At 71.8% G+C, this 25,490-nt stretch carries 21 protein-coding genes; 11 read left to right on the top strand and 10 right to left on the bottom strand.

Going from position 1 to position 25,490, the window contains the following annotated elements; all coding sequences use genetic code 11:
• Positions 1 to 5: 5 nt before the first annotated feature.
• Positions 6 to 1,964, bottom strand: coding sequence for a sensor histidine kinase (locus tag ACLBXP_RS13910; RefSeq protein ID WP_447668316.1), 1,959 nt, complete (start codon positions 1,962 to 1,964; stop codon positions 6 to 8).
• A gap of 287 nt (positions 1,965 to 2,251) precedes the next feature.
• Between ACLBXP_RS13910 and ACLBXP_RS13905 the strand changes: the two genes are divergently transcribed.
• The 3 genes from ACLBXP_RS13905 to ACLBXP_RS13895 all read left to right on the top strand — a co-directional run bounded on the left by ACLBXP_RS13905 (position 2,252) and on the right by ACLBXP_RS13895 (position 3,866).
• Positions 2,252 to 2,599 (top strand): hypothetical protein, encoded by a 348-nt coding sequence (locus tag ACLBXP_RS13905; RefSeq protein WP_447668315.1) that lies wholly within the window; start codon positions 2,252 to 2,254, stop codon positions 2,597 to 2,599.
• A gap of 86 nt (positions 2,600 to 2,685) precedes the next feature.
• Positions 2,686 to 3,732: a cytochrome d ubiquinol oxidase subunit II gene (gene cydB, locus ACLBXP_RS13900; RefSeq protein WP_447668314.1), complete on the top strand. Its 1,047-nt coding sequence runs from the start codon at positions 2,686 to 2,688 to the stop codon at positions 3,730 to 3,732.
• 5 nt (positions 3,733 to 3,737) lie between these two features.
• Positions 3,738 to 3,866 (top strand): hypothetical protein, encoded by a 129-nt coding sequence (locus tag ACLBXP_RS13895; RefSeq protein WP_447668313.1) that lies wholly within the window; start codon positions 3,738 to 3,740, stop codon positions 3,864 to 3,866.
• Between the two features lie 52 nt (positions 3,867 to 3,918).
• On the opposite strand, the gene ACLBXP_RS13890 is transcribed toward ACLBXP_RS13895, so the two are convergent.
• Together ACLBXP_RS13890 and ACLBXP_RS13885 are read right to left on the bottom strand one after the other, a co-directional pair.
• Positions 3,919 to 4,350 carry a PIN domain-containing protein gene (locus tag ACLBXP_RS13890; protein ID WP_447668377.1) on the bottom strand — a complete coding sequence of 144 codons (432 nt, stop codon included), beginning with the start codon at positions 4,348 to 4,350 and terminating at the stop codon, positions 3,919 to 3,921.
• Entirely contained in the window at positions 4,347 to 4,490 is a 144-nt protein-coding gene (locus tag ACLBXP_RS13885; RefSeq protein ID WP_447668312.1) for a hypothetical protein, read from the bottom strand. The genes ACLBXP_RS13890 and ACLBXP_RS13885 overlap by 4 nt, the downstream gene beginning before the upstream one ends.
• A gap of 254 nt (positions 4,491 to 4,744) precedes the next feature.
• Between ACLBXP_RS13885 and ACLBXP_RS13880 the strand changes: the two genes are divergently transcribed.
• From ACLBXP_RS13880 to ACLBXP_RS13870, 3 genes are all read left to right on the top strand, one after another.
• On the top strand, positions 4,745 to 6,076 hold the full coding sequence (locus tag ACLBXP_RS13880) for an NAD(P)/FAD-dependent oxidoreductase (protein ID WP_447668311.1): 1,332 nt from the start codon (positions 4,745 to 4,747) through the stop codon (positions 6,074 to 6,076).
• Positions 6,077 to 6,209: 133 nt separating this feature from the next.
• Positions 6,210 to 6,521 carry an EthD family reductase gene (locus ACLBXP_RS13875; protein WP_447668310.1) on the top strand — a complete coding sequence of 104 codons (312 nt, stop codon included), beginning with the start codon at positions 6,210 to 6,212 and terminating at the stop codon, positions 6,519 to 6,521.
• Positions 6,522 to 6,567: 46 nt separating this feature from the next.
• Positions 6,568 to 6,888, top strand: coding sequence for a hypothetical protein (locus ACLBXP_RS13870; RefSeq protein WP_447668309.1), 321 nt, complete (start codon positions 6,568 to 6,570; stop codon positions 6,886 to 6,888).
• A gap of 19 nt (positions 6,889 to 6,907) precedes the next feature.
• Here ACLBXP_RS13870 and ACLBXP_RS13865 read toward each other — a convergent pair whose 3' ends face one another.
• From ACLBXP_RS13865 to ACLBXP_RS13855, 3 genes are all read right to left on the bottom strand, one after another.
• Positions 6,908 to 9,727: an ATP-binding protein gene (locus ACLBXP_RS13865; protein ID WP_447668376.1), complete on the bottom strand. Its 2,820-nt coding sequence runs from the start codon at positions 9,725 to 9,727 to the stop codon at positions 6,908 to 6,910.
• 35 nt (positions 9,728 to 9,762) lie between these two features.
• Positions 9,763 to 11,115, bottom strand: a complete 1,353-nt coding sequence (locus ACLBXP_RS13860) for an O-antigen ligase family protein (RefSeq protein ID WP_447668308.1) — start codon at positions 11,113 to 11,115, stop codon at positions 9,763 to 9,765.
• Positions 11,116 to 11,220: 105 nt separating this feature from the next.
• A complete protein-coding gene (locus tag ACLBXP_RS13855; protein WP_447668307.1) occupies positions 11,221 to 12,204 on the bottom strand; it encodes a CobW family GTP-binding protein in 984 nt (327 codons plus the stop codon).
• Between the two features lie 431 nt (positions 12,205 to 12,635).
• Here ACLBXP_RS13855 and ACLBXP_RS13850 point away from each other — a divergent pair, with 431 nt between their 5' ends.
• From ACLBXP_RS13850 to ACLBXP_RS13840, 3 genes are all read left to right on the top strand, one after another.
• Entirely contained in the window at positions 12,636 to 13,985 is a 1,350-nt protein-coding gene (locus ACLBXP_RS13850) for an efflux RND transporter periplasmic adaptor subunit (protein WP_447668306.1), read from the top strand.
• Between the two features lie 31 nt (positions 13,986 to 14,016).
• Positions 14,017 to 17,166 carry an efflux RND transporter permease subunit gene (locus tag ACLBXP_RS13845; RefSeq protein ID WP_447668305.1) on the top strand — a complete coding sequence of 1,050 codons (3,150 nt, stop codon included), beginning with the start codon at positions 14,017 to 14,019 and terminating at the stop codon, positions 17,164 to 17,166.
• Between the two features lie 97 nt (positions 17,167 to 17,263).
• Positions 17,264 to 18,829 (top strand): efflux transporter outer membrane subunit, encoded by a 1,566-nt coding sequence (locus ACLBXP_RS13840; RefSeq protein WP_447668304.1) that lies wholly within the window; start codon positions 17,264 to 17,266, stop codon positions 18,827 to 18,829.
• A gap of 24 nt (positions 18,830 to 18,853) precedes the next feature.
• Here the strand turns inward: ACLBXP_RS13840 and ACLBXP_RS13835 are convergent, their stop codons facing one another.
• Entirely contained in the window at positions 18,854 to 19,780 is a 927-nt protein-coding gene (locus ACLBXP_RS13835) for a LysR substrate-binding domain-containing protein (RefSeq protein ID WP_447668303.1), read from the bottom strand.
• Positions 19,781 to 19,926: 146 nt separating this feature from the next.
• Between ACLBXP_RS13835 and ACLBXP_RS13830 the strand changes: the two genes are divergently transcribed.
• Positions 19,927 to 21,231: an MFS transporter gene (locus ACLBXP_RS13830; protein ID WP_447668302.1), complete on the top strand. Its 1,305-nt coding sequence runs from the start codon at positions 19,927 to 19,929 to the stop codon at positions 21,229 to 21,231.
• A 31-nt stretch (positions 21,232 to 21,262) separates the two neighbouring features.
• On the top strand, positions 21,263 to 22,129 hold the full coding sequence (locus tag ACLBXP_RS13825) for a class II aldolase/adducin family protein (protein WP_447668301.1): 867 nt from the start codon (positions 21,263 to 21,265) through the stop codon (positions 22,127 to 22,129).
• Positions 22,130 to 22,211: 82 nt separating this feature from the next.
• Here the strand turns inward: ACLBXP_RS13825 and ACLBXP_RS13820 are convergent, their stop codons facing one another.
• Genes ACLBXP_RS13820 through ACLBXP_RS13810 form a run of 3 tightly spaced genes read right to left on the bottom strand, consistent with a single transcriptional unit; the run spans position 22,212 to position 25,476 of the window.
• Entirely contained in the window at positions 22,212 to 22,679 is a 468-nt protein-coding gene (locus tag ACLBXP_RS13820) for a secondary thiamine-phosphate synthase enzyme YjbQ (protein ID WP_447668300.1), read from the bottom strand.
• Positions 22,676 to 24,430 (bottom strand): cisplatin damage response ATP-dependent DNA ligase, encoded by a 1,755-nt coding sequence (locus ACLBXP_RS13815; protein ID WP_447668299.1) that lies wholly within the window; start codon positions 24,428 to 24,430, stop codon positions 22,676 to 22,678. Before ACLBXP_RS13815 ends, ACLBXP_RS13820 begins: the two co-directional genes overlap by 4 nt.
• Positions 24,427 to 25,476, bottom strand: a complete 1,050-nt coding sequence (locus ACLBXP_RS13810) for a ligase-associated DNA damage response exonuclease (RefSeq protein ID WP_447668298.1) — start codon at positions 25,474 to 25,476, stop codon at positions 24,427 to 24,429. Before ACLBXP_RS13810 ends, ACLBXP_RS13815 begins: the two co-directional genes overlap by 4 nt.
• Positions 25,477 to 25,490: the final 14 nt, after the last annotated feature.

Below are 25,490 nucleotides of genomic sequence, written 5' to 3'. Positions count from 1 at the left end.
GACCCTCATCCGGCGCGCCGCATCGGGACGGCCTCGACGCCGCGCACCCCTTCGCGCACGCCCTCGACGGAGGCGGGCTCCGGCTCGAACAGGCCGAGGGGCAGGCGCACCACCGGCGCCGACGCCTGTCCGGCCGCCTGAAGCGCCGCCGGCATCGTGCCCGGTCCGCGACCGGCGCCGCGGATGGCGGTGGTGATCGGCGCGGGCGCGGCCTGCGCGCTGCCGCGGCGGCAATCGAGGGGCAGCGTCACCGTTATGGTGGTGCCGGCCTCCACCGCGCTCTCGATGGCGATGGTGCCGCCGTGCAGGCCGACCAGACCCTGCACCACCGAGAGCCCGAGCCCTGTGCCCTCGTGGGCGCGCTTGTAGCCGCCGGTGCCGGCCTGGAAGAACGGCGTGCCGAGGCGCGGCAGGTCCTCGGGCCGGATGCCGACGCCCGAATCCGTCACGGTGACGTCGAGGCCGCGCGCCGAGTGGCGCAGGGAGACCTCGACCCGGCCGCCGCGCGGGGTGAACTTCACGGCGTTCGAGATCAGGTTGATCAGCACCTGCCGGCAGGCGCGCGGATCGGCCGTGATCTCCACGGGCCCGTCGCCGACGCTGCGGACGAGGGCGATCCCGGCCTCGTCGGCCTTGAGCTGCATCAGGTCGCAGCAGGTGCGCACCAGGGCCGCCGCGTCGATCGTCTCGGGGGCGTAGTCGAAGTTGCCGCTCTGGATGCGGCTCATGTCGAGGAGCGTGTTGACGACGCCGAGCAGGTGGTGGCCCGAGGCGCCGATGATGCCGGCATATTCCCGCGAGCGCTCCGGCCCGAGCGTCACCGCGCCCTCGCCGGCCAGCAGCTCCGAGAAGCCGATGATGGCGTTCAGCGGCGTGCGCAGCTCGTGGCTGACGTTGGCGAGGAAGCGGCTCTTCACCTCGTCGGCGCGCTCGGCCTCGGCGCGGGCGCGCTCCAGCTCCTCCGCGTGGCGGCGATGCTCGGTGACGTCGCGGGTCACGGCGACGACCGTGGAGGCGGCAGCACCTCCGACCGGGTCGGCGATGCGGTGGGCGCGCATCTCGGCATGGATCACCCGGGCGCCCCCGGCCTGCCGGGCGTCGATGTGCAGGCGGAACGGCACGGTGGCGGGGCGCCCACTCGCGGCCACGTCGCTGATCGCCTTCAGGAAGGCGGGACGGTCGGCGACGTGCACCCGGTCGAGCAGGCCGTGGCCGCGCAGGCGGGCCGCCTCGGCGCCCACGAACTTGGCGGCCGAGGCGCTCGCCTCCAGCACCCGTCCGTTACCGTCGTGCCAGGTCACGAGGTCGTCGATTGCCGAGAGCAGCATGCGGTCGCGCGCCTCGGTGTCGCGCATCTGGGCACGCCAGCGGCCCTCGTTGCGCAGGTGCTCCAACGCCTGGGCGGCAACGTGGCCGATCGCCGTGACGGCGAAGACCGGCATCGCGATCTCGGCCGAGAGCGCCACCGCCGCCGGCGCGGCGAGCCAGGAGCCCCCGCAGGCGACCGCGACGGCCCCCGCCATGGCGATGAGGGCCGCCACGAGCGTCGCCCGCCGGGAGCCGGAGACCACCGCCTCGAGGGGCACCGCCACGAGCCAGAAGCCGGCCGCCGAATGGGTGCCGCCGGTCATGCCCGAGAGGCAGACGACGAGGCCGGTGAGGCCCGCGGAGGAGAGTGCGTGGGCGACCCAGAGCGAGCCGGTGCGAGAGAGGAGCACCGCGGCGACCACGGGGAGGAACAGGCTGGCGATCGCCACCGTCTCGATGCCCGAGGGCACGCCGCGCCAGAGCAGGTAGGGCGGCAGCGCGGCCATCATCACGGCGCCGGCGGCGAGGCGGGACACCAGGAAGCGCTCGTGCCGGAACCGGATTCCGGGCTCGTCGACGACCGACTCGTGGACGAGGCCCGCCAGGCGGGCATCGATCAGGGCGGACAGGGCGGCGAAGTTACGCAAGACGGGCATCCGCAGCGCGACCGCGGCCCCGGATACCGGGACCTCCGCCGTCGCGCACCCCTCGGGGGCTGACCAAGACTTGAGCTCGACGGTCGCAGAGGCGGCTTAAGCGAATGTTGCGGGGCGCCCGGCCTCGCCCGCCATGCTTTCCGCAAGGTAACCGCGATCCGCGAGGGCCCCTACCCGGCCCGTTCACCATGCGGGCAACTTCACGCCGCGTGCGTAGGCGCCGTTGACGGCCGGTTCACGGGGGCCGCCCAGGATCCGGGCATCGACCGGGCCGGGATCCGCACGTCATGACCTTCCTGCTTCGCGCCGCGCTGGTGATCGGGGCGCTCTCCTACCTGGCGCTCCTGCGCGGCGGCCCCGGCGCGACGCCGGAGGCGACCGATCTCGCCGCCCGCCTGCCGTCCCTCGGCGCGGTCGTGCCCGCCGCCCAGGCGGCGCTGCCGGCCCTGGAGGCGCTCCCAGCCCTCGAAGTCCTGCCGCCGGAGACCCGCGGCCGCCTCGCCCGCGAGGGCCTCGCGGCCCTCACCCGCCGCGTCGCCTCCGAGCCGCCCTCCGTCGCCGATCCGCCCCCCTCGCGCGACACCCTGTGGGAGGCCGATCGCCGCCCCGCCTGGCGCGGCGTCGAGGCACGCTGAGACCCGCACCGGATCCCATCCCAGGATATTGGCTTGGCGGTTGCGCCACGGCTAGGGTGCCCCCGGGTGAGGGAGGGGCGTCCGGCATGTTCGGGTTCGGCATGGAGTACGAGGGCGCGGCCTTCTGGCTGCCGCTGGTCTGGTCGGGGCTGCTCGCCCTCGCGGTCGCGATGTACGTGGTGATCGACGGGTTCGACCTCGGGGTCGGCATCCTGTTCACGGCGGCCGAGCGGGGCAACTGGCGCGACCGCATGATGACCTCGGTCGCACCGATCTGGGACGGCAACGAGACCTGGCTGATCCTCGGCGGCGGCGGCCTGTTCGCGGTGTTCAGCGTCGCCTACGCGATCCTGCTGCCGGCCCTCTACCTGCCGATCATGCTGATGCTGATCGCGCTGATCTTCCGGGGCGTCGCCTTCGAGTTCCGCTTCAAGGCCGACCGCAGCCGGGCGGTGTGGGACTACGCCTTCCACTACGGCTCCCTCGTCGCGACCTTCGCGCAGGGCGTGGTGCTCGGCGCCTTCGTGCAGGGCTTCGAGATCGAGGGGCGGGGCTACACGGGTGGCACGCTCGACTGGCTCACCCCGTTCAGCGTCATGACCGGCATCGGCCTGATCTGCGGCTACGGCCTCCTCGGCGCGACCTGGTGCGTGATGAAGACCTCGGGCGAGCTCGAGGTCTGGGCGCGGCGCAAGAGCCGGCAGTTCCTGTTCGGCACCCTCCTGTCGATGGCGATCGTCAGCCTGTGGGTGCCCTTCCTCGGGCGCGACATCCAGTGGCGCTGGTTCGCGTGGCCGAACGCGCTCTACGTGGCGCCGGTGCCGCTGGTGACCGGCTTCGTCTGCTGGCGCATCCTGCGCACCCTCGACGAGGGCCGGACGGTGGCGCCCTTCCTGCTCACCATCGGGCTGTTCCTGCTCGGCTTCCTCGGCCTCGCGATCAGCCTGTTCCCCTACGTGGTGCCCCCGAAGCTGACGATCTGGCAGGCCGCCAACGCCGTGAGCGCCCTGCAGTTCGCGCTGATCGGCTACTCGGTGGTGATGCCGCTGACGCTCGCCTACACGGCCTACGCCTACTGGGTCTTCCGCGGGAAGGTGGCCGAGGACATCGAGGCCGGGGGCTACGGCCATTGAGCGGGATGCCGGGGCGGGAGCCGCCGGGCGGCCGCGGCGGCAGGCTCCTGTGGTTCGTGCTGTTCTACGGGCTCAGCCTGCTCGTCTTCACGGGCCTCGTCTACGCGATCCGCGTGATCGCGCGCGGCGGGTAGGGCGCGGCCGCCGGGAACACCCGGGCGACGCGGACGCGGCGGCCTCGGCCGATCAGGGAGCGGCCCGCAGAGGGTTGACGAGGCGGACGCCCTCGAAGTGCCCCTCGTTGTCGGTGACCACCACGCAATCGTTGGCTACCGCGACGGCGGCGATGATCGTGTCCAGGGCGCCGCGGGGGCGGCCCCGCGCCGTCCCGTCCGCCATCAGCCTGGCCGAGGCGAGGCCGGCCCGCTCGTCGAACGGCAGGATGCGGCCGGCGAAGAGGGTCTGGGGGCCCTCGGGGCCGGAGAACCACGCCTCGAGCGCGTCGCGCCGCCGCCCGGCCGGATTTTCCAGAACGCCCCGCCGGATCTCGGCGACCGTGAGCGAGGCGACGTAGCGGTCCTCGTCGTTCCGTTCGGCCATCCAGGCAAGCAGCACGTCGGAGGGCATCGCCCTGGCGACGTTGCTGATGATGTTGGTGTCGAGCAGGAAGCGAATCAGAGGTCGACCGGACGGCCCTCGTTGTGCGGCCGTGTCAGGTCGCGGTCGGTCTCTCGCCCGAGCACCTCGAAGCCTGCGAGCCCGCGGGCTCCGAGACGGGCGCGATCATTACGAATGGCGCGGCGCTGGGGGTCGGTCATGGCGGCCCTCGGCATGCCCAGTAACATTACGGGAGAGCGCTCGGCCTCAACGCCATCGTGCGCTGTGCCGAGCAAGTGCTGCCGCACGCGGGTGCGCGGCCCTGGACGCGGAACCGGGACTGGCAACACACCCGCTCTTGTGCGTGCGCAGCGTTGCCATATCGTCCCGGGGACGCAGCCCGGATGGGCGGAAGGCATGCCGCGCGATATGTGAGGCGGGCGGCCGGTCGGGTCGCGAGGGAGGCTGAGGCGGAATGGTACCGGGCGAGAACGAGCAGGGCCTGCATCGCATCGTGGTGGTCGGGGGCGGCGCGGCCGGGCTGCAGCTGGCGACGAAGCTCGGCAACAAGCTCGGGCGGTCGAAGACGGCCCACGTCACCCTGGTCGACCGGGCGCGCACCCACATCTGGAAGCCGCTGCTGCACGAGGTGGCGGCCGGCAGCCTCGATGTCGGCCACCACGCGGTCGACTACCTGCACCACGCCCACGCGCACAATTTCCGCTACCGGATCGGGGAGATGACCGGCCTCGACCGGCAGGCGCGCACCATCCAGCTCGCCGCGAGCCACGATGCCGAGGGGCGCGAGGTCACGCCGCTGCGCAGCGTCCCCTACGACACGCTGGTGATGGCGGTGGGCTCCACCACGAACGATTTCGGCACGCCCGGTGTGAAGGAGAACGCCATCGCCCTCGACACGCAGGACCAGGCGGTGCGGTTCCACCAGCGCCTCGTCAACGCGGTGCTGCGCGCCCACACCCAGCCCGGGCCCGTGCGGCCGGGGCAGCTCCACGTCACGGTGATCGGGGCGGGCGCCACCGGCACGGAGCTCGCCGCCGAGCTGCACCGGACCATCCGCGAGGTAGTCTCCACCGGCATGGACCGGATCGACCCCGCGAAGGACCTGCGCATCACCCTGGTCGAGGCCGCCGACCGCATCCTGCCGGCGGTGCCCCAGCGCCTCTCCGCCGAGGTGATGGTGCTGCTCGCCCGCATCGGCGTCGACGTGCGCGTGCAGGCCCGCGTGACCGAGGTCCGGCCGGACGGGGTGGCGCTCGCGGACGGCGGCTTCATCCCCTCGGAGCTCGTGGTCTGGGCGGCCGGCGTGAAGGCGCCGCCCTTCCTCAAGGACATCGGCGGCCTCGAGACGACGCGCACCAACCAGCTCGTGGTGACGCCGACCCTCCAGACCACCCGGGACCCGGACGTGTTCGCGCTCGGCGACTGCGCCTACCTCGTGGAGCCCGGCTCCGACACGCCGATCCCGCCCCGCGCCCAGGCGGCGCACCAGCAGGCGAGCTACCTGATCAAGGCGATCCCCGCCAAGATGGCCGGCAAGCCCCTGAAGCCGTTCCGCTACCGCGACTTCGGCTCCCTGGTCTCCCTCGGCGAGTACACGACCGTCGGCAACCTGATGGGCTTCATCCAGGGGAAGAACATGTTCATCGCCGGGCTGTTCGCCCAGATGATGTACCGCTCCCTCTACAAGATGCACGAGATGGCGCTGCACGGCACCTTCAAGACGGCCCTCGACGCGGTCGCCCGGGCGCTCACCCGCCGCACGGTCTCCCGGGTCAAGCTGCACTGAGTAGCCCGCCCGGCCCCGCGGGCGGGCCGGGACGGTTTTTGTCGGGGCGGCGGTGGCCGGCGCGCCGATGCCTGCCTAGTTCCCCCCGCATCCCGGGCCCGCGCCGAGCGGACCGGACGGAAGGAAGCGCCCCATGATCCTCGTCAGCGTGATGTACCCGGCCGGACAGAAGTTCGACATGGACTACTACCTCGGACACCACATGCCGCTGGTGCGCGAGCGCTGGACACCGATGGGCCTGCACGAGGCCAAGGTCCTGCGCGGCGCAGGGACACCGGACGGCGGCACCGCCCCCGTCCAGGTGATGGCGCTGCTGACCTGGGACTCGGCCGAGGCGTTCCGGGCGGCCGCCCAGGCCCACGGCGAGGAGATCTTCTCCGACATCCCGAAGTTCACGGACGCCCAGGCGAGCGTGCAGATCAACGAGCTGCCCGAGGCGCGCTGAGCGGGCGCCCGCCCGCATCCCGCCCCGCACAACCCGGCAGGCCCCCGTGATCGACCTCATCAAGAGCATCCAGGAGCGCAACCCGGCGCTCGGCACCTGCATCATCGCGCTGCGGTCGGATTCGCGGGCCCTCGCCGACCCCGAGACGCTGACGCCGGAGGCGCAGGCCTGGCTCGCCGAGAAGGCGCCGGAGGCCAGGCTCTCGCGGGAGACGGTGCTGCTCGCCCCCTACCCGGGCGGGGTGCCGGCGGAGCGCTCCGTCACGGTCCTGGCCTTCCGGGACGCCCGGCAGCTCGCCGCCTTCGCGACCGCCTGGACGGCCGACCCGGAGCCGGAGGAAGCGCCCGAGGCCGCGGAGCCGGCCTGACGCGGGCGGGTCACCCGCGTCAGGCCGCCTGCAGGGCCCGGATCGCCCCGAGGGTGCCGGTGCGCAGGTCCTCCAGGCGGCGGACCAGGGGAACGAGGTCGGCGCCGCTCGCCGCCGCCGCCTCGATCTCGCGGCAGAGGTCGGACAGGCCGACGAAGCCCAGCATGCCGGCGGCCGAGACCATGGCGTGGGCATCGTGGGCGAACTGCTTCCGGTCGGGCTCGTCGGGGCGCAGGCGCTCCTGCAGCTCGCTGACGAGGAGGCCGAGGAGGGCCCGCACGCGCTCGGCCCCGAGGGTCTGCTCCACGGCAGCGAGAGCCGACCGGTCGAGGATCTGCGCGGCGGGCTCCGCGCGGGCCGCCCGCTGCGTGCTCGTCCAGCGGCCGATGGTGGCGAGGAGGTCGGCCCGCCGGAACGGCTTGCCGACGTGGTCGTCCATGCCGGCGGCGCGCAGGTCCGCGACCTGGCTCGGCAGGACGTTCGCGGTCATCGCCACGATGGGCACCTGCGAGGCCGGGGCCGGCAGGGCACGGATCAGCCGCGTGGCGGCCAGCCCGTCCATGCGGGGCATCTGCACGTCCATCAGCACGAGGTCGTAGGGCGCGCCCTCGGCGGCCGCGCGGCTGACGGCGGCCACCGCCTCCGCGCCGTCGCCCGCCACCGCCACCGCGAAGCCGTGGGCCTCCAGCACCGCGCAGGCGAGTTCCTGGTTGAGGGGCACGTCCTCCACGAGGAGGAGCCGCAGCGGGCGCCCGTCCGCCCGCGGATCTCCGGCGGAGGTGCGCGCGGGGACCGCCTCGTCCGGCACGGCCGGGCCCGCGCTGCGGGGTAGCGTCAGGGTGAACCAGAAGGTCGAGCCCGCCCCCTCGCGGCTCTCGACGCCGATCTCGCCGCCCATCAGGGTGACGAGGTGGCGGGAGATCACGAGGCCGAGGCCGGTGCCGCCGAAGCGCCGGCTGATCGAGCTGTCGACCTGGCTGAAGCGCTTGAACAGCCGCGCCTGCTCGGCGGGCGCGATGCCGATGCCGGTATCCGTCACCTCGAAGCGCATCGCCTCGCCCTCGGGGCCCGTCCCGACCCGGCGGACGTGCAGGGTGACGGAGCCGGCGGGCGTGAACTTCACGGCGTTGTTGAGGAGGTTCAAGAGCACCTGCCGCAGGCGGGCGGCGTCGCCGACCACGTGGGCGGGCAGGTCGGGATCGAGGCGCGCCTCGATGGCGAGCCCGCTCTTGAGGGCGCCCCCGCGCACGATCGAGACCGTGTTGTCGATGATAGCGAGCAGCGGGAAGTGGGTGGGGTCGAGGTCGAGCTGGCCGGCCTCGATCTTCGAGAAGTCGAGGATGTCGTTGACGACGGTGAGGAGCGCGGTGCCGGAGCCCTGGATCAGCTCCAGGCGCCGCCGGTCCTCCCCGGTGAGCCGGGGCTCGTCGAGGAGAAGGTCGGCGTAGCCCAGGATGCTGTTGAGGGGCGTGCGGATCTCGTGGCTCATGGTGGCCAGGAACTCGCTCTTGGCCTCGCTCGCTCGCTCGGCCTCGGCGCGGGCGGCCTGGGCCTCCGCGGTGAGCGCCCGCAGCGCCGCCTCGGCCGCCTTGCGCTCCGTCACGTCGAGGTGGAGCCCGGCCATGCGGACGGGTCGCCCGTCGCTGCCGTAGAGCGTGCGGCCGCGGGCGTAGACCCAGCGCTCGCCGACCCGGAACTCGGCCGCGTAGGTGCTGCGGCTGTCGATCGCGAGCCGCACCGCCTCCCACACCCCCGGCGCGTCGTCCGGGTGCAGCAGCGCCGTCCAGGCAGCGGTGGTGAGGGTCTGGGCGGCGCCGGTCTCCGGCAGCCCGAAGATGCGCACGCTCTCGGGCGACTGCACCGTGAGGCCGGTGCGCATGTCCCAGTCCCAGGTGCCGGCATCGGCCGCCTCGAGGGCAATGCGGAGGAGGTCCTGCGCCTCCTCGACGGCGATGCGGGCGGTGACGATCTCGTCGATGTCGAGGGCGGTGCCGAGCCACTCGATCACCGTCTCGGGATCGTTGGGGTGGTGGACCGGCGTCATCGACAGCTTGTGCCAGCGATAGGCGCCGTCGTGGCGGCGCAGGCGGCACTGCGCGGTGTAGCCCCGGCCGCTCGTGAGCGCCCCCGCCCAGGCCGCGGCCATGGCGTGCGCATCCTCCGGGTGGTTGCAGGCGATGCGCTCGGCCCGCGAGGCGCCGATCGCGCCGTAGTAGCTGCGGAAGCAGGGGTTGCGGTAGGTCGCCTCCCCGTCCGCGGGCCGCATGGTCCAGACGAGGAGCGGCAGGGTGTCGGCGAGGCCGCGGTAGCGGGCGCCGCTGCGGCGGATCTCCTCGGCCTGAACCTCGATCAGCGCCTCGTGGGCGATGCGGGCCTCGACCTCGCGGGCCCGCAGCACGTTGGTCTGGTGCAGCTTGAGCTGCGCCGTCACCACGGTGGCGAGGTCGCGCAGGGCCTCGGCATCGGCGGCCGAGAAGTCCCGCGGCACCGGATCGGTCAGGCAGAGGGTGCCGACGCGGATACCCGGCCGCAGGAGCAGGGGCACGCCGGCGTAGAAGCCGATCCGCCCGCGGCGCACGAGGTCGAGCCGGCGGAAGCGCTCGTCCTGCGCGGCGTCGGGCACGACCAGAATCGCGTCGCTGCGGATGGTGTGGTCGCAGAAGGTCTCGGAGCGCGGCATCTCCGAGGGAATCGCGTCGCAGGGCGTCTTCAGCCACTGCCGATCCGCGTCCACGAAGGCCACGTAGGCGCTCGCGACGCCGAACAGGCGGCGCGCCGTGCGGCAGACGGCGTCGAACTGGTCGTCCGGCGGCGTGTCCAGGATGGCGACGTCGCGCAGGGCTTCGAGGCGCTCGGCCTCCTCCGGTGTCGTGCTCACGGCGACCCATCCCCGTCGGCGCGTTGCTGAAGCTTCGCCATACCCTGCCGGCCCTCGGCGAGCCAGCGCAGCCGCGCGGCCTCGAGCGCCCAGACCATGCCGAGCATCATGTAGACGTGGCGCCACTTCTCGATGTCGATCTGCAGGGCCTGCAGGAAGAACATCAGCAGCGCCGACCACACCACCTGGGCGTGGGCCCGCACCGGCGAATCCTGCACGAGCAGCCGGAACCCGACGAAGGCGGTGGCGACCGCGAGCCCGAGGAACACGACGCCCCCGAGCCAGCCGCCGTTGGCGAAGCTGCCGAGGTAGGAGTTGTGCGGCTCCAGCCCGAAGGTGAGGCGCCAGTGCATCGGGCCGAGGCCGAGGGGATGCTCCAGCAGCATGGCGATGCCGCGGATCTGGTTGCCGAACCGGCCGGTCTCGCCCTCGTCGTAGTCCTGCGTCACCGCCGCCCGGGTCTCGAACATCTTCGCGACGTGGTCGACGGAGAGGAGCCCGATCACCGCGATAATCCCGAGGACCACCGTCAGCAGGGTGAGGCCGACGATGCGCCGGCGCAGCCGCGCGGACCCGCTCGCGGCGTAGACCGAGACCACCATGACGGCGGTCGCGACGACGCTGCCGGCCCAGGAGCCGCGGGAGAAGGACAGGAAGATGCCGGCGAGCACGACGATCAGCGCCGTCAGCGCCACGAGGGGGCGGCGGGCCGTGCCGGTGAGGAGGCCGTGCATCAGGTAGAGGGCGCCGAGCGTCAGGAAGGAGCCGAACACGTTCGGATCCTGGAAGGTGCCCGAGGCCCGGCCGTACTTGTAGAACAGGTCCTCGATGCCGATCAGGTCGAGGTAGCCGACGATGCCGAGGGTGGCCGAGAACACGCAGCTCGCCGTGTAGGCCTTGAGCGCCAGCTCCATCCGCGACCGGGTGTCGTCCGCGAACAGCATCGCGAAGAAGATGCCGGTCAGCGCGAGGTAGAACAGCTGGATCGTCCAGGTGCGCGGGAACTCCTCGTCGAGGAACGGGATCAGCCCGACGACGATGCCCGTGAGGTAGAGGAGGAGCAGCGCGACGAGGGGCACCGCGCCCCGGTGGAGGCGGATCCCGAGACACAGCCAGACCAGGATCGTGGGGATCGCCACGAGGTCGTAGGGCGAGGTGTCCGAGAAGGCGAAGCAGGCAAAGAAGATGAAGGCCGCGAGCATCGCCCGGGCGACGCCCTCGGCGAGGCGGCGGGCCCGCGCCCGGGTCCGGGGATCGATGGCGACGGGCCCCGGCGCGAGGCCGGACGCCGACCGGTTCGGGGCGGGACCGGCGCCGAACGCCGACCCGATGGCGATGGTCGAGCCCATGGGAACGCGAACTCCGCGGGCCCGGTACGCCGGCCCGCTATCGCGCAGTCATCGCGCCGAAAGGTTGAGATTCGGCTGACGGACCGGCGTCGGCCCGTCTCCGGCTCAGGCCCGGCAGGCCAGGAACTCCGCGCGGATCTTCTCCGCGTCGAGGTTGCGGCCGATGAAGACGACGCGGGAGACGCGCGGCTCGTCCGCCCGCCAGTCCCCCTGCAGGTCGCCGTCGAGGATCATGTGGACGCCCTGGAAGACGAAGCGCTTCGGCTCGTCCGGGAAGGCGATGATGCCCTTGCAGCGCAGGATGTCCGGCCCCTGGACCTGCGTCAGGTTCGAGATCCAGGGCATGAAGGTCTCGGGGTTCACCGGCCCCTCGCACTTCACGGAGACCGACTGCAGGTCGGGATCGTGGTGGTGATGGTGCCCCTCCTCCAGGAACTCGGGCTCCACGTCGAGGATGCGGCCGAGGTCGAACGCGTTGCGCTCCAGCACCGCCTCGAGGGGAACCGCGCAGTTCTGCGTGCGGTGGAGCTTGGCGTAGGGGTTGATGGCGCGGATCTCCCCCTCCACGCGGTCGAGGTCTGCGGCCTCCACGAGGTCGGCCTTGTTGAGCAGGATCACGTCCGCGAAGGCGATCTGGTTCTTGGCCTCGGGGGCATCCCTCAGGCGGTCGGAGAGCCACTTGGCGTCGGCCACCGTCACCACGGCGTCGAGGCGGGCGGCCTCGCCGACGTCCTGGTCGACGAAGAAGGTCTGGGCCACGGGCGCCGGGTCGGCGAGGCCCGTCGTCTCCACGATGATCGCGTCGAACTTGCCGCGCCGCTTCACCAGCCCGTCCATGATGCGGATGAGGTCGCCCCGCACGGTGCAGCAGACGCAGCCGTTGTTCATCTCGAACACTTCCTCGTCGGCGCCCACGACGAGGTCGTTGTCGATGCCGATCTCGCCGAACTCGTTGACGATCACCGCGTAGCGGCGTCCGTGATTCTCGGTGAGGATGCGGTTGAGGAGCGTGGTCTTGCCGGCCCCGAGATAGCCCGTCAGCACGGTCACGGGGATCTTGTCGGCGGCGGGCGTCGCGGTATCGGACATGAGCGTTCCGGACTTCGAGGGCGGGAGCGAGCCGTATAGGCGTTGGTGTGATATTGTGTCATCCACCGCCGGATTGAAGGCGCGGCAGGCACCGGCGCATGCCTTCACGAAACCGGCACACGGGGCGGATAGTGGAGGCCGGTTCGCCCGGGCACCCGGCCGGGGCGCGACGAGGCCTGAGCGGGAACGGGGGGACCTGCGCCATGCCGACACGCACGCAATCGTGCCCGGACGGGCGCGCGGGCAAGCTTGACGGTGGTTCCGCGACGGGACCATGGAAAGGCCGCGCGAGCGCGGATCACGTTCCGCGGAGACCGCACCGGCCGCCATCAAAAAGCGACACACGCCCGGTCCGTGATCCGAGGGCGCTGCCGCGGCCTCGGCGATTCGCGGCGGCCGCCAACCCTTGAGCCGAGTCCCAGAAGACGATCATGGACGCCCGCAATCCCCTGGAGCACGACGAGGCCCAAGCCGGCACCGGGCGGGGCGTGCGCCGCGAGCGCCGCCGCTCCGGGCTGCTGCCCATCGTGGTCGTGCTGTCGCTGGTGATCGCGCTGGTGGCCGCGGCCGCGATCTACCCGCAGCCGGTGCGCGACGCGGCCGAGCGGATCCTGGCGCTGCTGCCCGGGTTCTCGGGCGGCGAGCCCTCGGGCGAGGACGCGCCGGCGGCGGCCGAGCGGGCGGCCGGCGGCGAGCGCCTGTTCCGCCCCACCAAGGAGCAGCGGGCGGGTTTCGGCATCCGCCCCGTCGCCACCATGACCTTCCGGCCCGAGGGCTCGGCGGAGGGGCGCATCGCCCTCAACGAGGACGACAACGTGCCCGTGGTCTCCCCCTATTCGGGCCGCGTGACGAAGGTCCTCGCCCGCGCGGGCGACGACGTGAAGGCCGGCGACGTCCTCCTCGTGATGGAGGCCAGCGACATGGTGCAGGCCCAGAACGACTACCAGAGCGCGCTCAACACCATCAGCAAGGCCACCGCCCTGCTGAAGCTCGACCAGACCATCGCGGCCCGCCAGCAGGAGCTGTTCGCCGCCAAGGCCGTGGCACTGAAGGACTACCAGTCCGCCCAGAACGACGTGATCGCCGCCCAGAGCGACCTGAAGACCGCCGAGGCGACGCTGCAGGCGGTGCGCAACCGCCTGAAGCTCCTCGGCAAGACCGACGCCGAGATCGCCGCCTTCGAGAAGAGCGGCATGATGAGCCCCGAGACGGCGATCCGGGCCCCGATCGCCGGCACGGTCGTGCAGCGCAAGGTCGGCATCGGGCAGTACCTCTCCGCCTCGGGCGACCCGCCCTTCGTGATCGGCGATCTCTCGACCGTCTGGCTCGTCGCCAACGTGCGCGAGAGCGAGGTGCCGAAGATCCGCATCGGCCAGGACGTCGAGGCGCGGGTCGCGGGCTTCGGGAGCCGCCTGTTCAAGGCCAAGGTCAGCTACATCGCCGCGAGCCTCGACCCGGCCACGCGCCGCCTCGCGGTGCGCAGCGAGGTCGAGAACCCGGACCGGGTGCTGCGGCCGGAGATGTTCGCCACCTACACGATCATCACCGGCCGGGCCGAGCCGAGCCCGAGCGTGCCCCTCGACGCGGTCGTCTACGAGGGGCGCGACGCCCACGTCTGGGTGGCGCGGCCGGATGGGGCCGTGGTGGCCCGAGCGATCAAGATCGGCCTCATCAACGGCAACAACGCCCAGGTCACGGAGGGGCTCGGGGCCGGCGAGGAGATCGTCACCCGCGGCGCCCTGTTCATCGACCGCGCGGCCAGCGGCGACAAGGCCTCGTGATGCTCGCGATCCCGACCCCGAGGGCCGCGCGATGAACGCCCTCATCGTCTTCGCCCTGCGCCAGCGCGTGCTGGTGTTCCTGATGTTCGTCGTCACCCTGGCGATCGGCTACGCCAGCTACACGCAGCTCAACATCGAGGCCTATCCGGATCCGGTGCCGCCCCTCGTGGACGTGATCACCCAGAACCCGGGCCAGTCCGCCGACGAGATCGAGCGCTACATCACGATCCCGCTGGAGGTGGCGCTCGCCGGCATCCCGAACGCCACGGTGGTGCGCACCATCTCGCTGTTCGGCCTCTCCGACGTGAAGGTGCAGTTCAACTACGAGTACACGTACCAGGAGGCGCTCCAGCGCGTCCTCAACCGGCTCTCGCAGCTGCCGCCCCTGCCCAACGGCGCGACGCCCCAGATCTCGCCGACGAGCCCGGTGGGCGAGATCATGCGCTACAAGCTCGTCGGGCCGCCGGGCTTCTCCTCCACCGACATGAAGACCCTGCAGGACTGGGTGCTGCAGCGCCGCTTCAAGGCGATCCCGGGGGTCGTCGATGTCACCGCCTTCGGGGGCAAGGCCAAGGAGTACGAGATCGCGGTGGACCTGAACCGCCTGCAGGCGCAGGGGCTCACCCTGGTCCAGCTCGTCACGGCGCTCAACAATTCCAGCATCAACGTCGGCGGCCAGACGCTGAACGTCGGCGAGCAGTCGGCCGTGGTGCGCGGCGTCGGCCTGATCCGCGACATGGACGACATCAAGGACACGATGCTGACGCAGGTGAACGGCGTCCCCGTCGTGGTGCGCGACGTGGCGGACGTGCGCGTCTCCAGCGCGCCGCGCCTCGGCATCGTCGGGCACGACGGCGAGAGCGACATCGTCGAGGGCATCGTGCTGATGAGCCGCGGCGGCCAGAGCCTGCCGACGCTCCGGCGCGTCGAGGCCGAGATCGAGCGCATCAACGCCTCGACCATCCTGCCGCCGGGCGTCCGGATCGAACGCATCTACGACCGCTCGGGGCTGATCCACACCACCACTCACACCGTGATGCACAACCTCGTCTTCGGCGTGGTGCTGGTCTTCGTGGTGCAGTGGCTGTTCCTGGGGTCCCTGCGCAGCGCGATCATCGTCGCCGCGACGATCCCCTTCGCCCTCGGCTTCGCGATCATCATCCTCGTGGTGCGGGGCGATTCCGCGAACCTCCTCTCGCTCGGCGCCATCGATTTCGGCCTGATCGTCGACGCCACCGTGATCATGGTCGAGAACGTCTTCCGGCACCTCGCCGAGCCAGAGCACACGGCGGGCCAGAAGGCGCCGGGCGGGTTGGAGGGGCGCCTCGGCACCATCGCGATCGCGGGCGCCGAGGTGAACCGGGCGATCTTCTTCTCGGCCACCATCATCATCGTCGGGTTCCTGCCGCTCTTCACGATGACGGGCGTCGAGGGGCACATCTTCGGGCCGATGGCCAAGACCTACGCCTACGCGCTCGTGGGCGGCCTGCTCGCCACCTTCACGGTCTCGCCCGCCCTCTCGGCGCTGATCCTGCCCAAGCACGTGGAGGAGCGCGACACCCTCATCGTGAAGATCCTGCGCTTCGGCCACGAGATCATCCTGCGGTTCGGCCTGCGCAACCGCGTCCTCTCCCTCGCGGTGACGCTGGCGATCCTGCTGGTCGCCGGCCTCGCCGCCCGCGGCCTCGGCCTGGAATTCCTGCCGAAGCTCGAAGAGGGCAACCTCTACGTGCGCGGGACCATGCCGGCCTCGATCTCGCTGGAGGCCGGCAACGCCTACGTGCAGCGCCTGCGCAAGATCTTCACGGAGGTGCCCGAGGTCGTCACCGTGATCTCGCACCAGGGCCGCCCCTCGGACGGCACCGATGCCACGGGCTTCTTCAACGTCGAGATCCTGGCGCCCCTGAAGCCCATCGACCAGTGGCGCAAGGGCCTCGACAAGGAGACCCTGATCCGGGACCTCTCGAAGCGCCTGGAGGCGGATTTCCCGGGCATCGAGTTCAACTTCTCGCAATATATCGAGGACAACGTCCAGGAGGCGGCCTCGGGCGTGAAGGGCGAGAACTCGGTCAAGATCTACGGGTCGGACCTCGGCGCCATCACCACGGCCGCCGAGCGCGTGAAGGCCGTGCTCGCGACCGTGCCGGGCGTCACCGACCTCTCGGTCTTCGCCTCGCTGGGCCAGCCGACGGTGCGCATCGACGTGGACCGGCGCAAGGCCGCCCGCTTCGGCCTGTCCATCGGCGACGTGAACACCACGCTGCAGGCGGCGATCGGCGGCCAGATCGCGGGGGACCTCTACGAGTACGGCTCGGACCGGCACTTCCCGATGCGCGTGCGCCTCGCCCGGGAGTTCCGCCGCTCGCTGGAGACCATCCGCAACATCACGGTCGGGGCGACGAACCCCAACGGTGGGGTGGTGCAGGTGCCGCTTTCCGAGATCGCCACCGTCGAGCTCGTGTCGGGCGCGGCCTTCATCTACCGGGAGGACCAGGAGCGCTACATCCCGGTGAAGTTCTCGGTGCGCGGGCGCGACCTCGGCTCGGCGGTGCTGGAGGCGCAGGCCCGGGTGGAGGCGGAGGTCGAGCTGCCGGCCGGCTACCACCTCGAATGGGTCGGCCAGTTCACGAACCTGCAGGACGCGGTGCAGCGCCTCACGGTCGTGGTGCCCGTCACCCTGGCGCTGATCGCGCTGCTCCTGTTCATCAACTTCTCCTCCGTCACCGACATGCTGCTGGTGCTGAGCGTGATCCCGATGGCGATGATCGGCGGCATCTTCGCGCTGGCGCTCACCGCGACCCCGTTCTCGATCTCGGCGGCGATCGGCTTCATCGCCCTGTTCGGCATCTCGACCATGGAGGGCGTGATCCTGCTCGCCTACTACAACCAGCTCCTCGACGAGGGCTGGGCGCGGGCGGACGCGGTCTGGAACGCCTCGATCGTGCGGATGCGGCCGGTGATGATGACCTGCGTGGCCGCCTGCGTCGGCCTGCTGCCAGCGGCGGTCTCCACCGGCATCGGCTCGCAGGTGCAGAAGCCCCTGGCCCTCGTCGTCGTCGGCGGCATCCTGCTCGCCCCGAACCTCATCCTGGTCGTCGTGCCGGTCCTGATCTCGATCTTCTCGCGGCGGCGCCCGAACCCCGCCGCGCGCCCGGCCGCGCACCACAGCCGGGCCGCCTGAGGTGGCCGTGACGTGGGCGACACAGCCACCCGGCCTCGGGCGGGCGCCGGGCCGGTGCGCGTTGACAGGCGGGCCCGCGCGGCCCCTGGTCAATGCCATGCGGTCGGGCGGGGGCATCATGGTGGTTGGGGGTGCGGGCGTGCGCAGCGCGCTCCTGTGCGGCGGCCTCGCGCTCGGCCTCACGGGCGGCCTGTCGGCCTGCGCGGTCGGGCCGAACTTCCTGCCCCCCGCCGACCCGCCGGTGAGCCGCTACACGCGGGAGCCGCTCGCGAACCCGAGTGCGGCCGACAACGTGCGTACCGTGCACGGCGGTTCGGCCGATCAGAGCTTCGTCTCGGGCGCCGACATTCCCGGCCAGTGGTGGACGCTGTTCCGCTCGAAGGCCCTCAACCGCCTGGTGGCGGAGGCGCTGGCCAACAACCCGAACCTGGAGGCCGCCCAGGCCTCCCTGCGCATCGCGCGCCAGAACGTCGAGGCGCAGCGCGGGACCCTGTTCCCCACCGTGACGGCCGTTCCCCAGATCGCCGAGCAGAAGGCGCCCGGCCTCTCACTGCAATCGCCGCTCCTCGACCAGACCAACTACTTCTACAGCCTGTACACGCCGCAGGTGACGGTCGCCTACAATCCGGACGTGTTCGGCGGCAACCGGCGCCAGATCGAGTCCCTCGAGGCCCAGGCCGAGAACCAGCGCTTCCAGCTCGAGGCCTCCTACCTCAGCCTCACCGCGAACGTCGTCGCGGCGGCGATCCAGGAGGCCGCCCTGCGCGCCCAGATCGACGCCACGAAGCGGGTGATCCAGGCGCAGACGGAGCTCCTGCAGCTCTACAACAAGCAGCTGGCGCTCGGGCAGATCTCGGGCTCGGACGTGGTGCAGCAGCAGGCCGCGCTCTCTCTCTCCCAGCAATTGCTGCCGCCGCTGGAGAAGCAGCTCGCCCAGCAGCGCAACCTCCTCACCGCGCTCGCCGGCCGCCTGCCGAGCGAGGAGGTCGCCGAGACCTTCACCCTCGCGAGCCTCAGGCTGCCGACGAAGCTCCCCGTCAGCCTGCCCTCGCGCCTCGTGCAGCAGCGCCCCGACGTGAAGGCGGCCGAGGCCCTCGTCCAGCAGGCGAGCGCCGGCGTCGGCGTCGCGGTGGCGAACCGCCTGCCGCAATTCGCGATCACCGCCACGGGCGGCGCCAGCGCCGTGCGCCTGGCGCAGCTCGCCAACCCCGGCGCCGGCTTCTTCACGATCATCGGCGCGGTGACCCAGCCGATCTTCGACGCCGGCACCCTCTACCGCCGCCAGCGCGCCGCCGAGGAGGGCCTGACGCAGGCCCAGGCCCAGTACCGGGCGGTGGTGATCACTGCCTTCCAGAACGTCGCCGACGCGCTGCGCGCCCTCCAGTCCGACGCCCGTGCGGTCGCGGCCGCGGCCGCGGCCGAGAAGGCCACCGGCGAGAGCCTGGAGCTGATCCGCAAGCAGTACACGGCCGGCGCGGTGAACGGCACGCAGGTGCTCATCGCCCAGCAGGGCTACCTCTCGGCCCTCGTCACCTCGGCGGGCGCGCGGGCGACGCAGTATGCCGACACGGCGGCCCTGTTCACCGCGCTGGGCGGCGGCTGGTGGAACCGCGTGGACGTGGCGCCGCCCCCGCCGGAGCCGGACCCGGCGAAGTTCCTGTAACGGTCTGCCGCGCCGGCCGGCCCCTCACCCCGCCTCGGCCAGCGACTCGCCCAGGATCCATTCGCGGAACGCCCGGACCTTGGTGGAATCCTGGTCCCGCGTGCGGCAGCACAGGAAGTGCATCTCCCGGCGGATGTTGCGGTATCGCGCGCCCCCGAACGGGACGAGGAGGCCGGCTTCGAGCTCGGGCCGCGCGAAGCGGAGCGTCTCCAGGGCGACGCCGAGGCCCTGCACGGCGGCCGAGACCACGAGGGAGCCCCGGTCGAAGGACGGGCCCGTGCGCGAAACCGGCATCGGCAGGCCGTTCAGCGCGAACCAGTCCGACCAGCGCACGGGACTGAAGGAGGATTCGAGCCGGACGAGGCTTCGGAACCCCGCCGACCCCTCGGCTTCGTCGTCGCGGGCGAAGTTCTGCGCGAAGTCCCGTGCGAAGTCCGGCGAGCAGAGCGCGGCGATCTCCTCCTCGCCGAGGGAGCGCGTGGTCAGCCCCGCGCCCCGCGGGGCCGCCCCGTAGGCGATCACCACGTCGATCTCCTCCTGGCGCAGGAGGTCGATGGGCTCGGCGCTCGACGACAGCCGGATGTTGATGCCGGGCTGGCTCGCGATGAAGCCCGGCAGGCGGGGGCCGAGCCATTTGGCGGCGAAGCTCGGGGTGCAGTGCACGGCGAGGTCCCGCGCATGGGCCGGCGGGCTGAACTCCGCGCAGACCGCGTGGATGGCGCCGAAGGCCTGCGAGAGGACGGCGAGGAGGCGCTCGCCGTCCGGGGTCAGGATCACCTGGCGGCTCGCCCGCAGGAACAGCGCCCGCCCGAAATGCTGTTCGAGCGCCCGCACCTGATGGCTGATGGCGGAGGGGGTGAGGTGTAGCTCCTCGCTGGCGCGCGCGAAACTGCCGAGGCGCGCGGCCGCCTCGAAGGCACGAAGCGCGTGGAGGCTCGGCGTCTGCTGCAACGGCCTCGTCCGGGGAGCGGATTCACGAATCTGATTCATGGATCCGTGAAAATTCGTCGTTTGTCAAAGCTCCGGGCGATCAGCACTATCCTGCCACCGCCCGGAAGCGCGCGGCACGACAAGAAAATGTTCGAGGAGACGCCGCGATGGCACAGGGAGTTGTCGCCCTTCCGGGGGTGATGGTCGACGAGACGACGCGTGTATACCGCAAGGTGACCTGGCGACTGATACCGTTCCTGTTCGTCTGTTACGTGGCCGCCTACCTCGACCGCGTGAACGTCGGCTTCGCCAAGCTGCAGATGCTGAGCGACCTACAGTTCAGCGAGACCGTCTACGGCCTCGGCGCGGGGATCTTCTTCATCGGCTACTTTCTGTTCGAGGTGCCGAGCAACATCATCCTCCACAAGGTCGGCGCGCGCATCTGGATCGCGCGGGTGATGTTCACCTGGGCCGTGATCTCGGCGGCGATGATGTTCGTCACCACGCCGACGATGTTCTACGTGCTGCGCTTCCTGCTCGGCGTCGCCGAGGCGGGCCTCTTTCCCGGCGTGATCCTGTACCTGACCTACTGGTTCCCGGCGGCCCGGCGCGGCAGCATCATCGCGATGTTCATGACCGGCATCCCGATCGCCGGCCTGATCGGCGGCCCGCTCTCCGGCTGGATCATGCACAGCATGTCGGGCGCCTACGGCCTCGCCGGCTGGCAGTGGATGTTCCTCATCGAGGCGCTGCCGTCCTTCCTCCTCGCCTTCGTGGTGCTCGCCTACCTCGACGACGGGATCGCCAAGGCGAAGTGGCTGACGGGCGACGAGAAGGCGCTGCTGATCCGCAACATCGAGGCCGACACGGGCGGGGCCACCGCGCACCGCCTGCGGGACGGCTTCACCAGCCCGTGGGTCTGGCTGCTCAGCGGCATCTACCTGTTCTTCATCATGGGCCTCTACGGGGTCGGCTTCTGGCTGCCCACCCTGATCAAGGGGGCGGGCGTCACCGACACCCTGATGATCGGGTTCCTGTCCTCGATCCCCTACGGCGCCGCGGCGATCGCCATGATCGTGGTGGGCCGCATGTCGGACGCGGCCGGGGAGCGGCGCTGGCACATCGTGGTGCCGGGCATGATCGGCGCGGTCGGCTGGCTGATCAGCATCCGCTACAGCACCGACATCGTGGTGGCCGAGATCGCGCTGACCGTCGCCACCATGGGCGTCCTCGTCACCCTCGCCCAGTTCTGGTGCCTGCCCACCGCCGTCCTGGCGGGCGCCGCGGCCGCATCCGGCATCGCCGTGGTGAACTCGGTCGGCAACCTCGCGGGCTTCGTCAGCCCCTACCTGATCGGCTGGATCGTCGATCAGACCAAGTCCACGAGCCTCGGCGTCTACACCCTCGCCGGATGCCTGGTGGTCGGCAGCCTCCTCGCGCTGACGATGCCCAAGCACCTCGTCAACCGCTGAAATCCCCCCGAACACCCGAGAAGGAACCGCCATGCTGGACCACGATCACGACCACGATCACGACGTCGCCATCGCGCTCGCCCCGGACCGGGCCGGCCGCAAGCGGATCTCGATCTACCAGCCCGAGCAGGAGGGGCTGATCTTCCCCGAGACCCCGGAGTTCAAGACCTTCGCGGAGGAGCGCGCGTACCGCAAGCAGCACCTCGTCGCCGCCTGCCGCGCCTTCGCGATGCACGGCTTCGACTACGGCTTCGCCGGCCACCTCACCGTCCGCGATCCGGAGCGCCCGGAGCTGTACTGGACGAACCCGATGTGCGTGCACTTCTCGCAGGTGAAGGTGTCGAACCTGATCCTCGCCGACCACAAGGGCGAGGTCGTCGAGGGCACCCACGCGATCAACCGCGCCGGCTTCGTGCTGCACGCCGCCGTGCACGAGGAGTACCCCGAGGTGATGGCGATGTGCCACGCCCACACGATGTACGGCACCGCCTGGTGCGCCACGGGCCGCCCCCTCGACATGATCAGCCAGGACGCAGCGGCGTTCTACAACAGCCACGCGGTGATCGGTGCCTCGGCCGGCGCCGTCGCGGTCGAGAAGGAGAGCGGCTGGTCGGTCGCCAAGGAGATCGGCCGCAACCGCGGCGTCCTGCACCAGAACCACGGCCTCCTGACCTGCTCGCATCACAGCATCGACGACGCGGCGTTCTGGTTCATCGCCCTGGAGCGGGCCTGCCAGCAGCAGATCCTGGTTGAGTCCACCGGCATCAAGCCGCAGACGATATCGCAGAAGACCGCCCAGTACAGCCGCGAGCATGTCGGCAGCGACTACATCGGCTGGCTGCACTTCCAGACGCTCTACAGCCACATCGCGGCGACCCAGCCCGACATGTTCGACTGAGCGCGCACGCCTGAACGTTTCCTCGCGCGGGGTGCCTCCGGCATCCCGCGCGACCCGTTTCAGGATCGGCGAAGGCCGGGCCTCACGCCCCGACGGCCGACAGCACCACCTCCCGGCGATGCGGCCGGTCACGGTGCTCGATCAGGTAGATGCCCTGCCAGGTGCCGAGCGCCATCCGGCCGTCCGCGAGGGGGATCGAGAGGCTCGCATCGGTGAGCAGCGTGCGGATGTGGGCCGGCATGTCGTCCGGCCCCTCGGCGCCGTGGACGTAGCCGGCACCGCGCGGCGCGAGGCTGCCGAGGGCGGTGAGGAGGTCGGCCTGGACGTCGGGGTCGGCGTTCTCCTGGATCGTCAGGGAGGCCGAGGTGTGCCGGCAGAACACGGTGACGAGGCCCTCCCGCAGGCCGCTGCGGCGGACGAAGTCGGCGACCGGGGCGGTGATGTCCGTGAAGCCCGGGCCCGCGGTCGCCACGGTGAGGCGGGCTTGCGCCCGCCGGCTCACCGGGCCGTCCGAGTAGGCCTCCAGGGGACCGATGCGGCCGGCTCTCATGCGTCGTCTCCGGGGTGCTGCGCGGCATCGAGGGTCTGGCCGGGCGCGATCTCGCGCTCGCCGCGGGCCAGGATGCGTTCCAGAAGGTCGATCCGGTCGGCCTCCGCCGGGGGCTTGTCCCAGCGGATGCGGCTGACGCGGGGGAAGCGCATCGCCACGCCCGACTTGTGCCGGGTGGAGCGCTGCACGCCCTCGAAGGCGATCTCCAGGACGAGGCCGGCCTCCGGCCCGTAGGCGACCTCGCGGACGGGTCCGAACCGCTTCACGGTGTGGTTGCGGACGTAGCGGTCGAGCTTCTGCAGCTCGGCGTCCGTGAAGCCGTGGTAGGCCTTGCCCACCGGCACCAGCTCGGCGCCCCCTTCGGGCCGCTCCCGCCACACGCCGAACGTGTAGTCCGAGTAGTAGGACGAGCGCTTCCCGTGGCCGCGCTGGGCATACATCATCACGGCGTCGACGATGTGGGGCTCGCGCTTCCACTTCCACCAGGGGCCCTTGGGGCGGCCGGGCTGGTAGGCGCTGGTGCACCGCTTCAGCATCACCCCCTCGATCGCCTCGGCGTCCGCCCCCGCGCCGGCGGCGGCCGGGTCGGCCCGGGCGGCGGCGAGGTCCGCCCAGGTCCCGAACGGGACGAGGGGCGAGAGGTCGATGCGGGCGTGGTCGAGGCGGGCCACGAAGGCCTCGAGGCGCGCGCGCCGCTCCGCGAAGGGGAGCGGGCGCAGGTCCGCGCCGTCCGCGGCGAGCAGGTCGTAGGCCCGCACATGCGCGGGGAACTCCTCCAGGAGCTTGCCCGTCACCGCCTTGCGGTTGAGGCGCTGCTGCAGGACGTTGAAGCTCTGCACCCGGTCCTCGCGCAGGATCAGCAGCTCGCCGTCGAGGCAGCCCTCGAAGGTGATCGCCTCGGCGAGATCCGGGAAGGCGCCCGAGATGTCCTCGCCGGTGCGCGAGTAGATGCGCGCGACCTGATGCCCCGCGCGGTCGCGCCCGCCCGCGAGTTGCACCCGGATGCCGTCCCACTTCCACTCGGCCGAGAAGGCCTCGGGCTCGAGCCTGTCGAAGTCGGTCTCCTCCTCGATGGGGTGGGACAGCATCGGCGGGCGGAACGGGGCCGGGTTCAGGGTCTCGGGGCGGGGCCCCCGCCCCTCCACCCAGGCGAACAGCTCCGCGAAGGGCGGGGCGAGGCCGTGCCAGACCTCCTCGACCGCGTCCGCCTCGTGGCCGCCGAGCGCCCCCACGGCCGTCTTGGCGAGGCGGGCCGAGACGCCGACGCGCAGGTTGCCGGTGACGAGCTTGAGGAGCGCCCAGCGCCCGGTCTCGTCCAGCGCATCGAGCCAGCGGGCGAGGTGCTGGGGCAGTTCCCGCTTCGGGGTCTCCGCCAGGGTCTCGACCACCTCGGCGAGGCTCGGCAGGTGGAGTGAAGAGAGATGGGGCGGCGGGTTGTTGTGGCCGGGGCCCACGGGGCCGCCCCCCTCCGCGGGGACCGGCTCCGGCCAGATGAGCGCCGTGGTCTCGGCGAGGTCGCCCACGTAGTTGTGCGAGAGCGAGAACAGCACCGGGTCGACCCGCTCGGCCACGAGGCCGCGGATCAGTGCGGGCTTCGCCTCGCGGAAGCTCAGTGAGCCCGTCATCGCGCCGAGCGCGTAGCCGCGCTCGGGGTCCGGCGTGCGCGCGAAGTAATCCTGCAGGAGCCGGAGCTTGGCGTTGCGGCGCGGCTCGTAGGCGAGACGGTCGAGGAGGTGGGCGAAGTCGTTCACGCGGCCGCCTCGGCGGATTCGGCGGGCTCGGCCGCCTCGATCTCCTCGTCGCCGTAGCCGAGGAGGTGCAGGGGCTTCGCCCGGATGCCCTGCGTCCCGCACCAGTGCACCAGGGCGTCCTCCTGCCCGTGCGTGACCCAGACCTCCCCGGCCCCGGTCTCCCGGATGGTCCGGCAGAGGTCCGGCCAGTCCGAGTGGTCCGAGATGACGAGGGGCAGCTCCACCCCCTTCTGCCGGGCGCGGGCCCGCACCCGCATCCAGCCGGAGGCGAAGCTCGTGACGGGGTCCGGGAACTTGCGCGACCACAGGTCCTGGATCGCGGAAGGCGGGCAGAGCACGATGGCGCCGTGCAGCTTGCCCCGCTCGGCCGCGACCACCTTCGGGGTCTCGCCGAGGGGGATGCCCTCGCGCTTGTAGAGCTCGGTCAGCCGCTCCATCGCCCCGTGCAGGTAGATCGGCGCGTCGTAGCCGGCCTCGCGCAGGAGGGCCATCACCCGCTGCGCCTTGCCGAGCGCGTAGGCGCCGACGATGTGGGCCCGCTCGGGGAAGAGCTGCACGGATTCGAGGAGGCGGGCGACCTCGCCCCGGGTGTCCGGCATCCGGAACACCGGTAGCCCGAAGGTCGCCTCGGTGATGAACACGTCGCAGGGCACGGGCTCGAAGGGCAGGCAGGTCGGGTCGGGTGCCCGCTTGTAGTCGCCCGACACCACCACCCGCACCCCTTGCGCCTCGATCGCGATCTGCGCGGATCCGAGCACGTGGCCGGCGGGGGCGAAGCGCACGGTGACGTCGCCGATGCGGATCGCCGCCCCGAGCCGCGCCTCCTGGCGCGTCCGGCAGAAATCCTCGCCGTAGCGCACCGCCATGATGCGCAGCGTCTCGGGCGTCGCGAGCACCTGCCCGTGGCCCGAGCGGGCGTGGTCGGCGTGCCCGTGGGTGATGAGCGCCCGGGGGACGGGCCAGGTCGGGTCGACGTGAAAGTCGCCGAGCGGGCAATAGAGGCCCTCGCGGGTGAGGGTGAGGAGGTCGCTGGCGCGGAGCGGCATGGCACTCGTAAGGA

Source organism: Methylobacterium sp. A54F (assembly GCF_053346035.1).
This window is presented reverse-complemented; position numbering and strand designations above follow the sequence as displayed.

Coding starts and splice junctions, on each gene's coding strand:
- ACLBXP_RS13840 (WP_447668304.1), top strand. CDS start 17,264: ATGCGGTCGGGCGGGGGCATCATGGTGGTTGGGGGTGCGGGCGTGCGC.
- ACLBXP_RS13905 (WP_447668315.1), top strand. CDS start 2,252: ATGACCTTCCTGCTTCGCGCCGCGCTGGTGATCGGGGCGCTCTCCTAC.
- ACLBXP_RS13880 (WP_447668311.1), top strand. CDS start 4,745: ATGGTACCGGGCGAGAACGAGCAGGGCCTGCATCGCATCGTGGTGGTC.
- ACLBXP_RS13825 (WP_447668301.1), top strand. CDS start 21,263: ATGCTGGACCACGATCACGACCACGATCACGACGTCGCCATCGCGCTC.
- ACLBXP_RS13850 (WP_447668306.1), top strand. CDS start 12,636: ATGGACGCCCGCAATCCCCTGGAGCACGACGAGGCCCAAGCCGGCACC.
- ACLBXP_RS13845 (WP_447668305.1), top strand. CDS start 14,017: ATGAACGCCCTCATCGTCTTCGCCCTGCGCCAGCGCGTGCTGGTGTTC.
- ACLBXP_RS13810 (WP_447668298.1), bottom strand. CDS start 25,476: ATGCCGCTCCGCGCCAGCGACCTCCTCACCCTCACCCGCGAGGGCCTC.
- ACLBXP_RS13875 (WP_447668310.1), top strand. CDS start 6,210: ATGATCCTCGTCAGCGTGATGTACCCGGCCGGACAGAAGTTCGACATG.
- ACLBXP_RS13885 (WP_447668312.1), bottom strand. CDS start 4,490: ATGACCGACCCCCAGCGCCGCGCCATTCGTAATGATCGCGCCCGTCTC.
- ACLBXP_RS13820 (WP_447668300.1), bottom strand. CDS start 22,679: ATGAGAGCCGGCCGCATCGGTCCCCTGGAGGCCTACTCGGACGGCCCG.
- cydB (WP_447668314.1), top strand. CDS start 2,686: ATGTTCGGGTTCGGCATGGAGTACGAGGGCGCGGCCTTCTGGCTGCCG.
- ACLBXP_RS13860 (WP_447668308.1), bottom strand. CDS start 11,115: ATGGGCTCGACCATCGCCATCGGGTCGGCGTTCGGCGCCGGTCCCGCC.
- ACLBXP_RS13830 (WP_447668302.1), top strand. CDS start 19,927: ATGGCACAGGGAGTTGTCGCCCTTCCGGGGGTGATGGTCGACGAGACG.
- ACLBXP_RS13855 (WP_447668307.1), bottom strand. CDS start 12,204: ATGTCCGATACCGCGACGCCCGCCGCCGACAAGATCCCCGTGACCGTG.
- ACLBXP_RS13895 (WP_447668313.1), top strand. CDS start 3,738: ATGCCGGGGCGGGAGCCGCCGGGCGGCCGCGGCGGCAGGCTCCTGTGG.
- ACLBXP_RS13910 (WP_447668316.1), bottom strand. CDS start 1,964: ATGCCCGTCTTGCGTAACTTCGCCGCCCTGTCCGCCCTGATCGATGCC.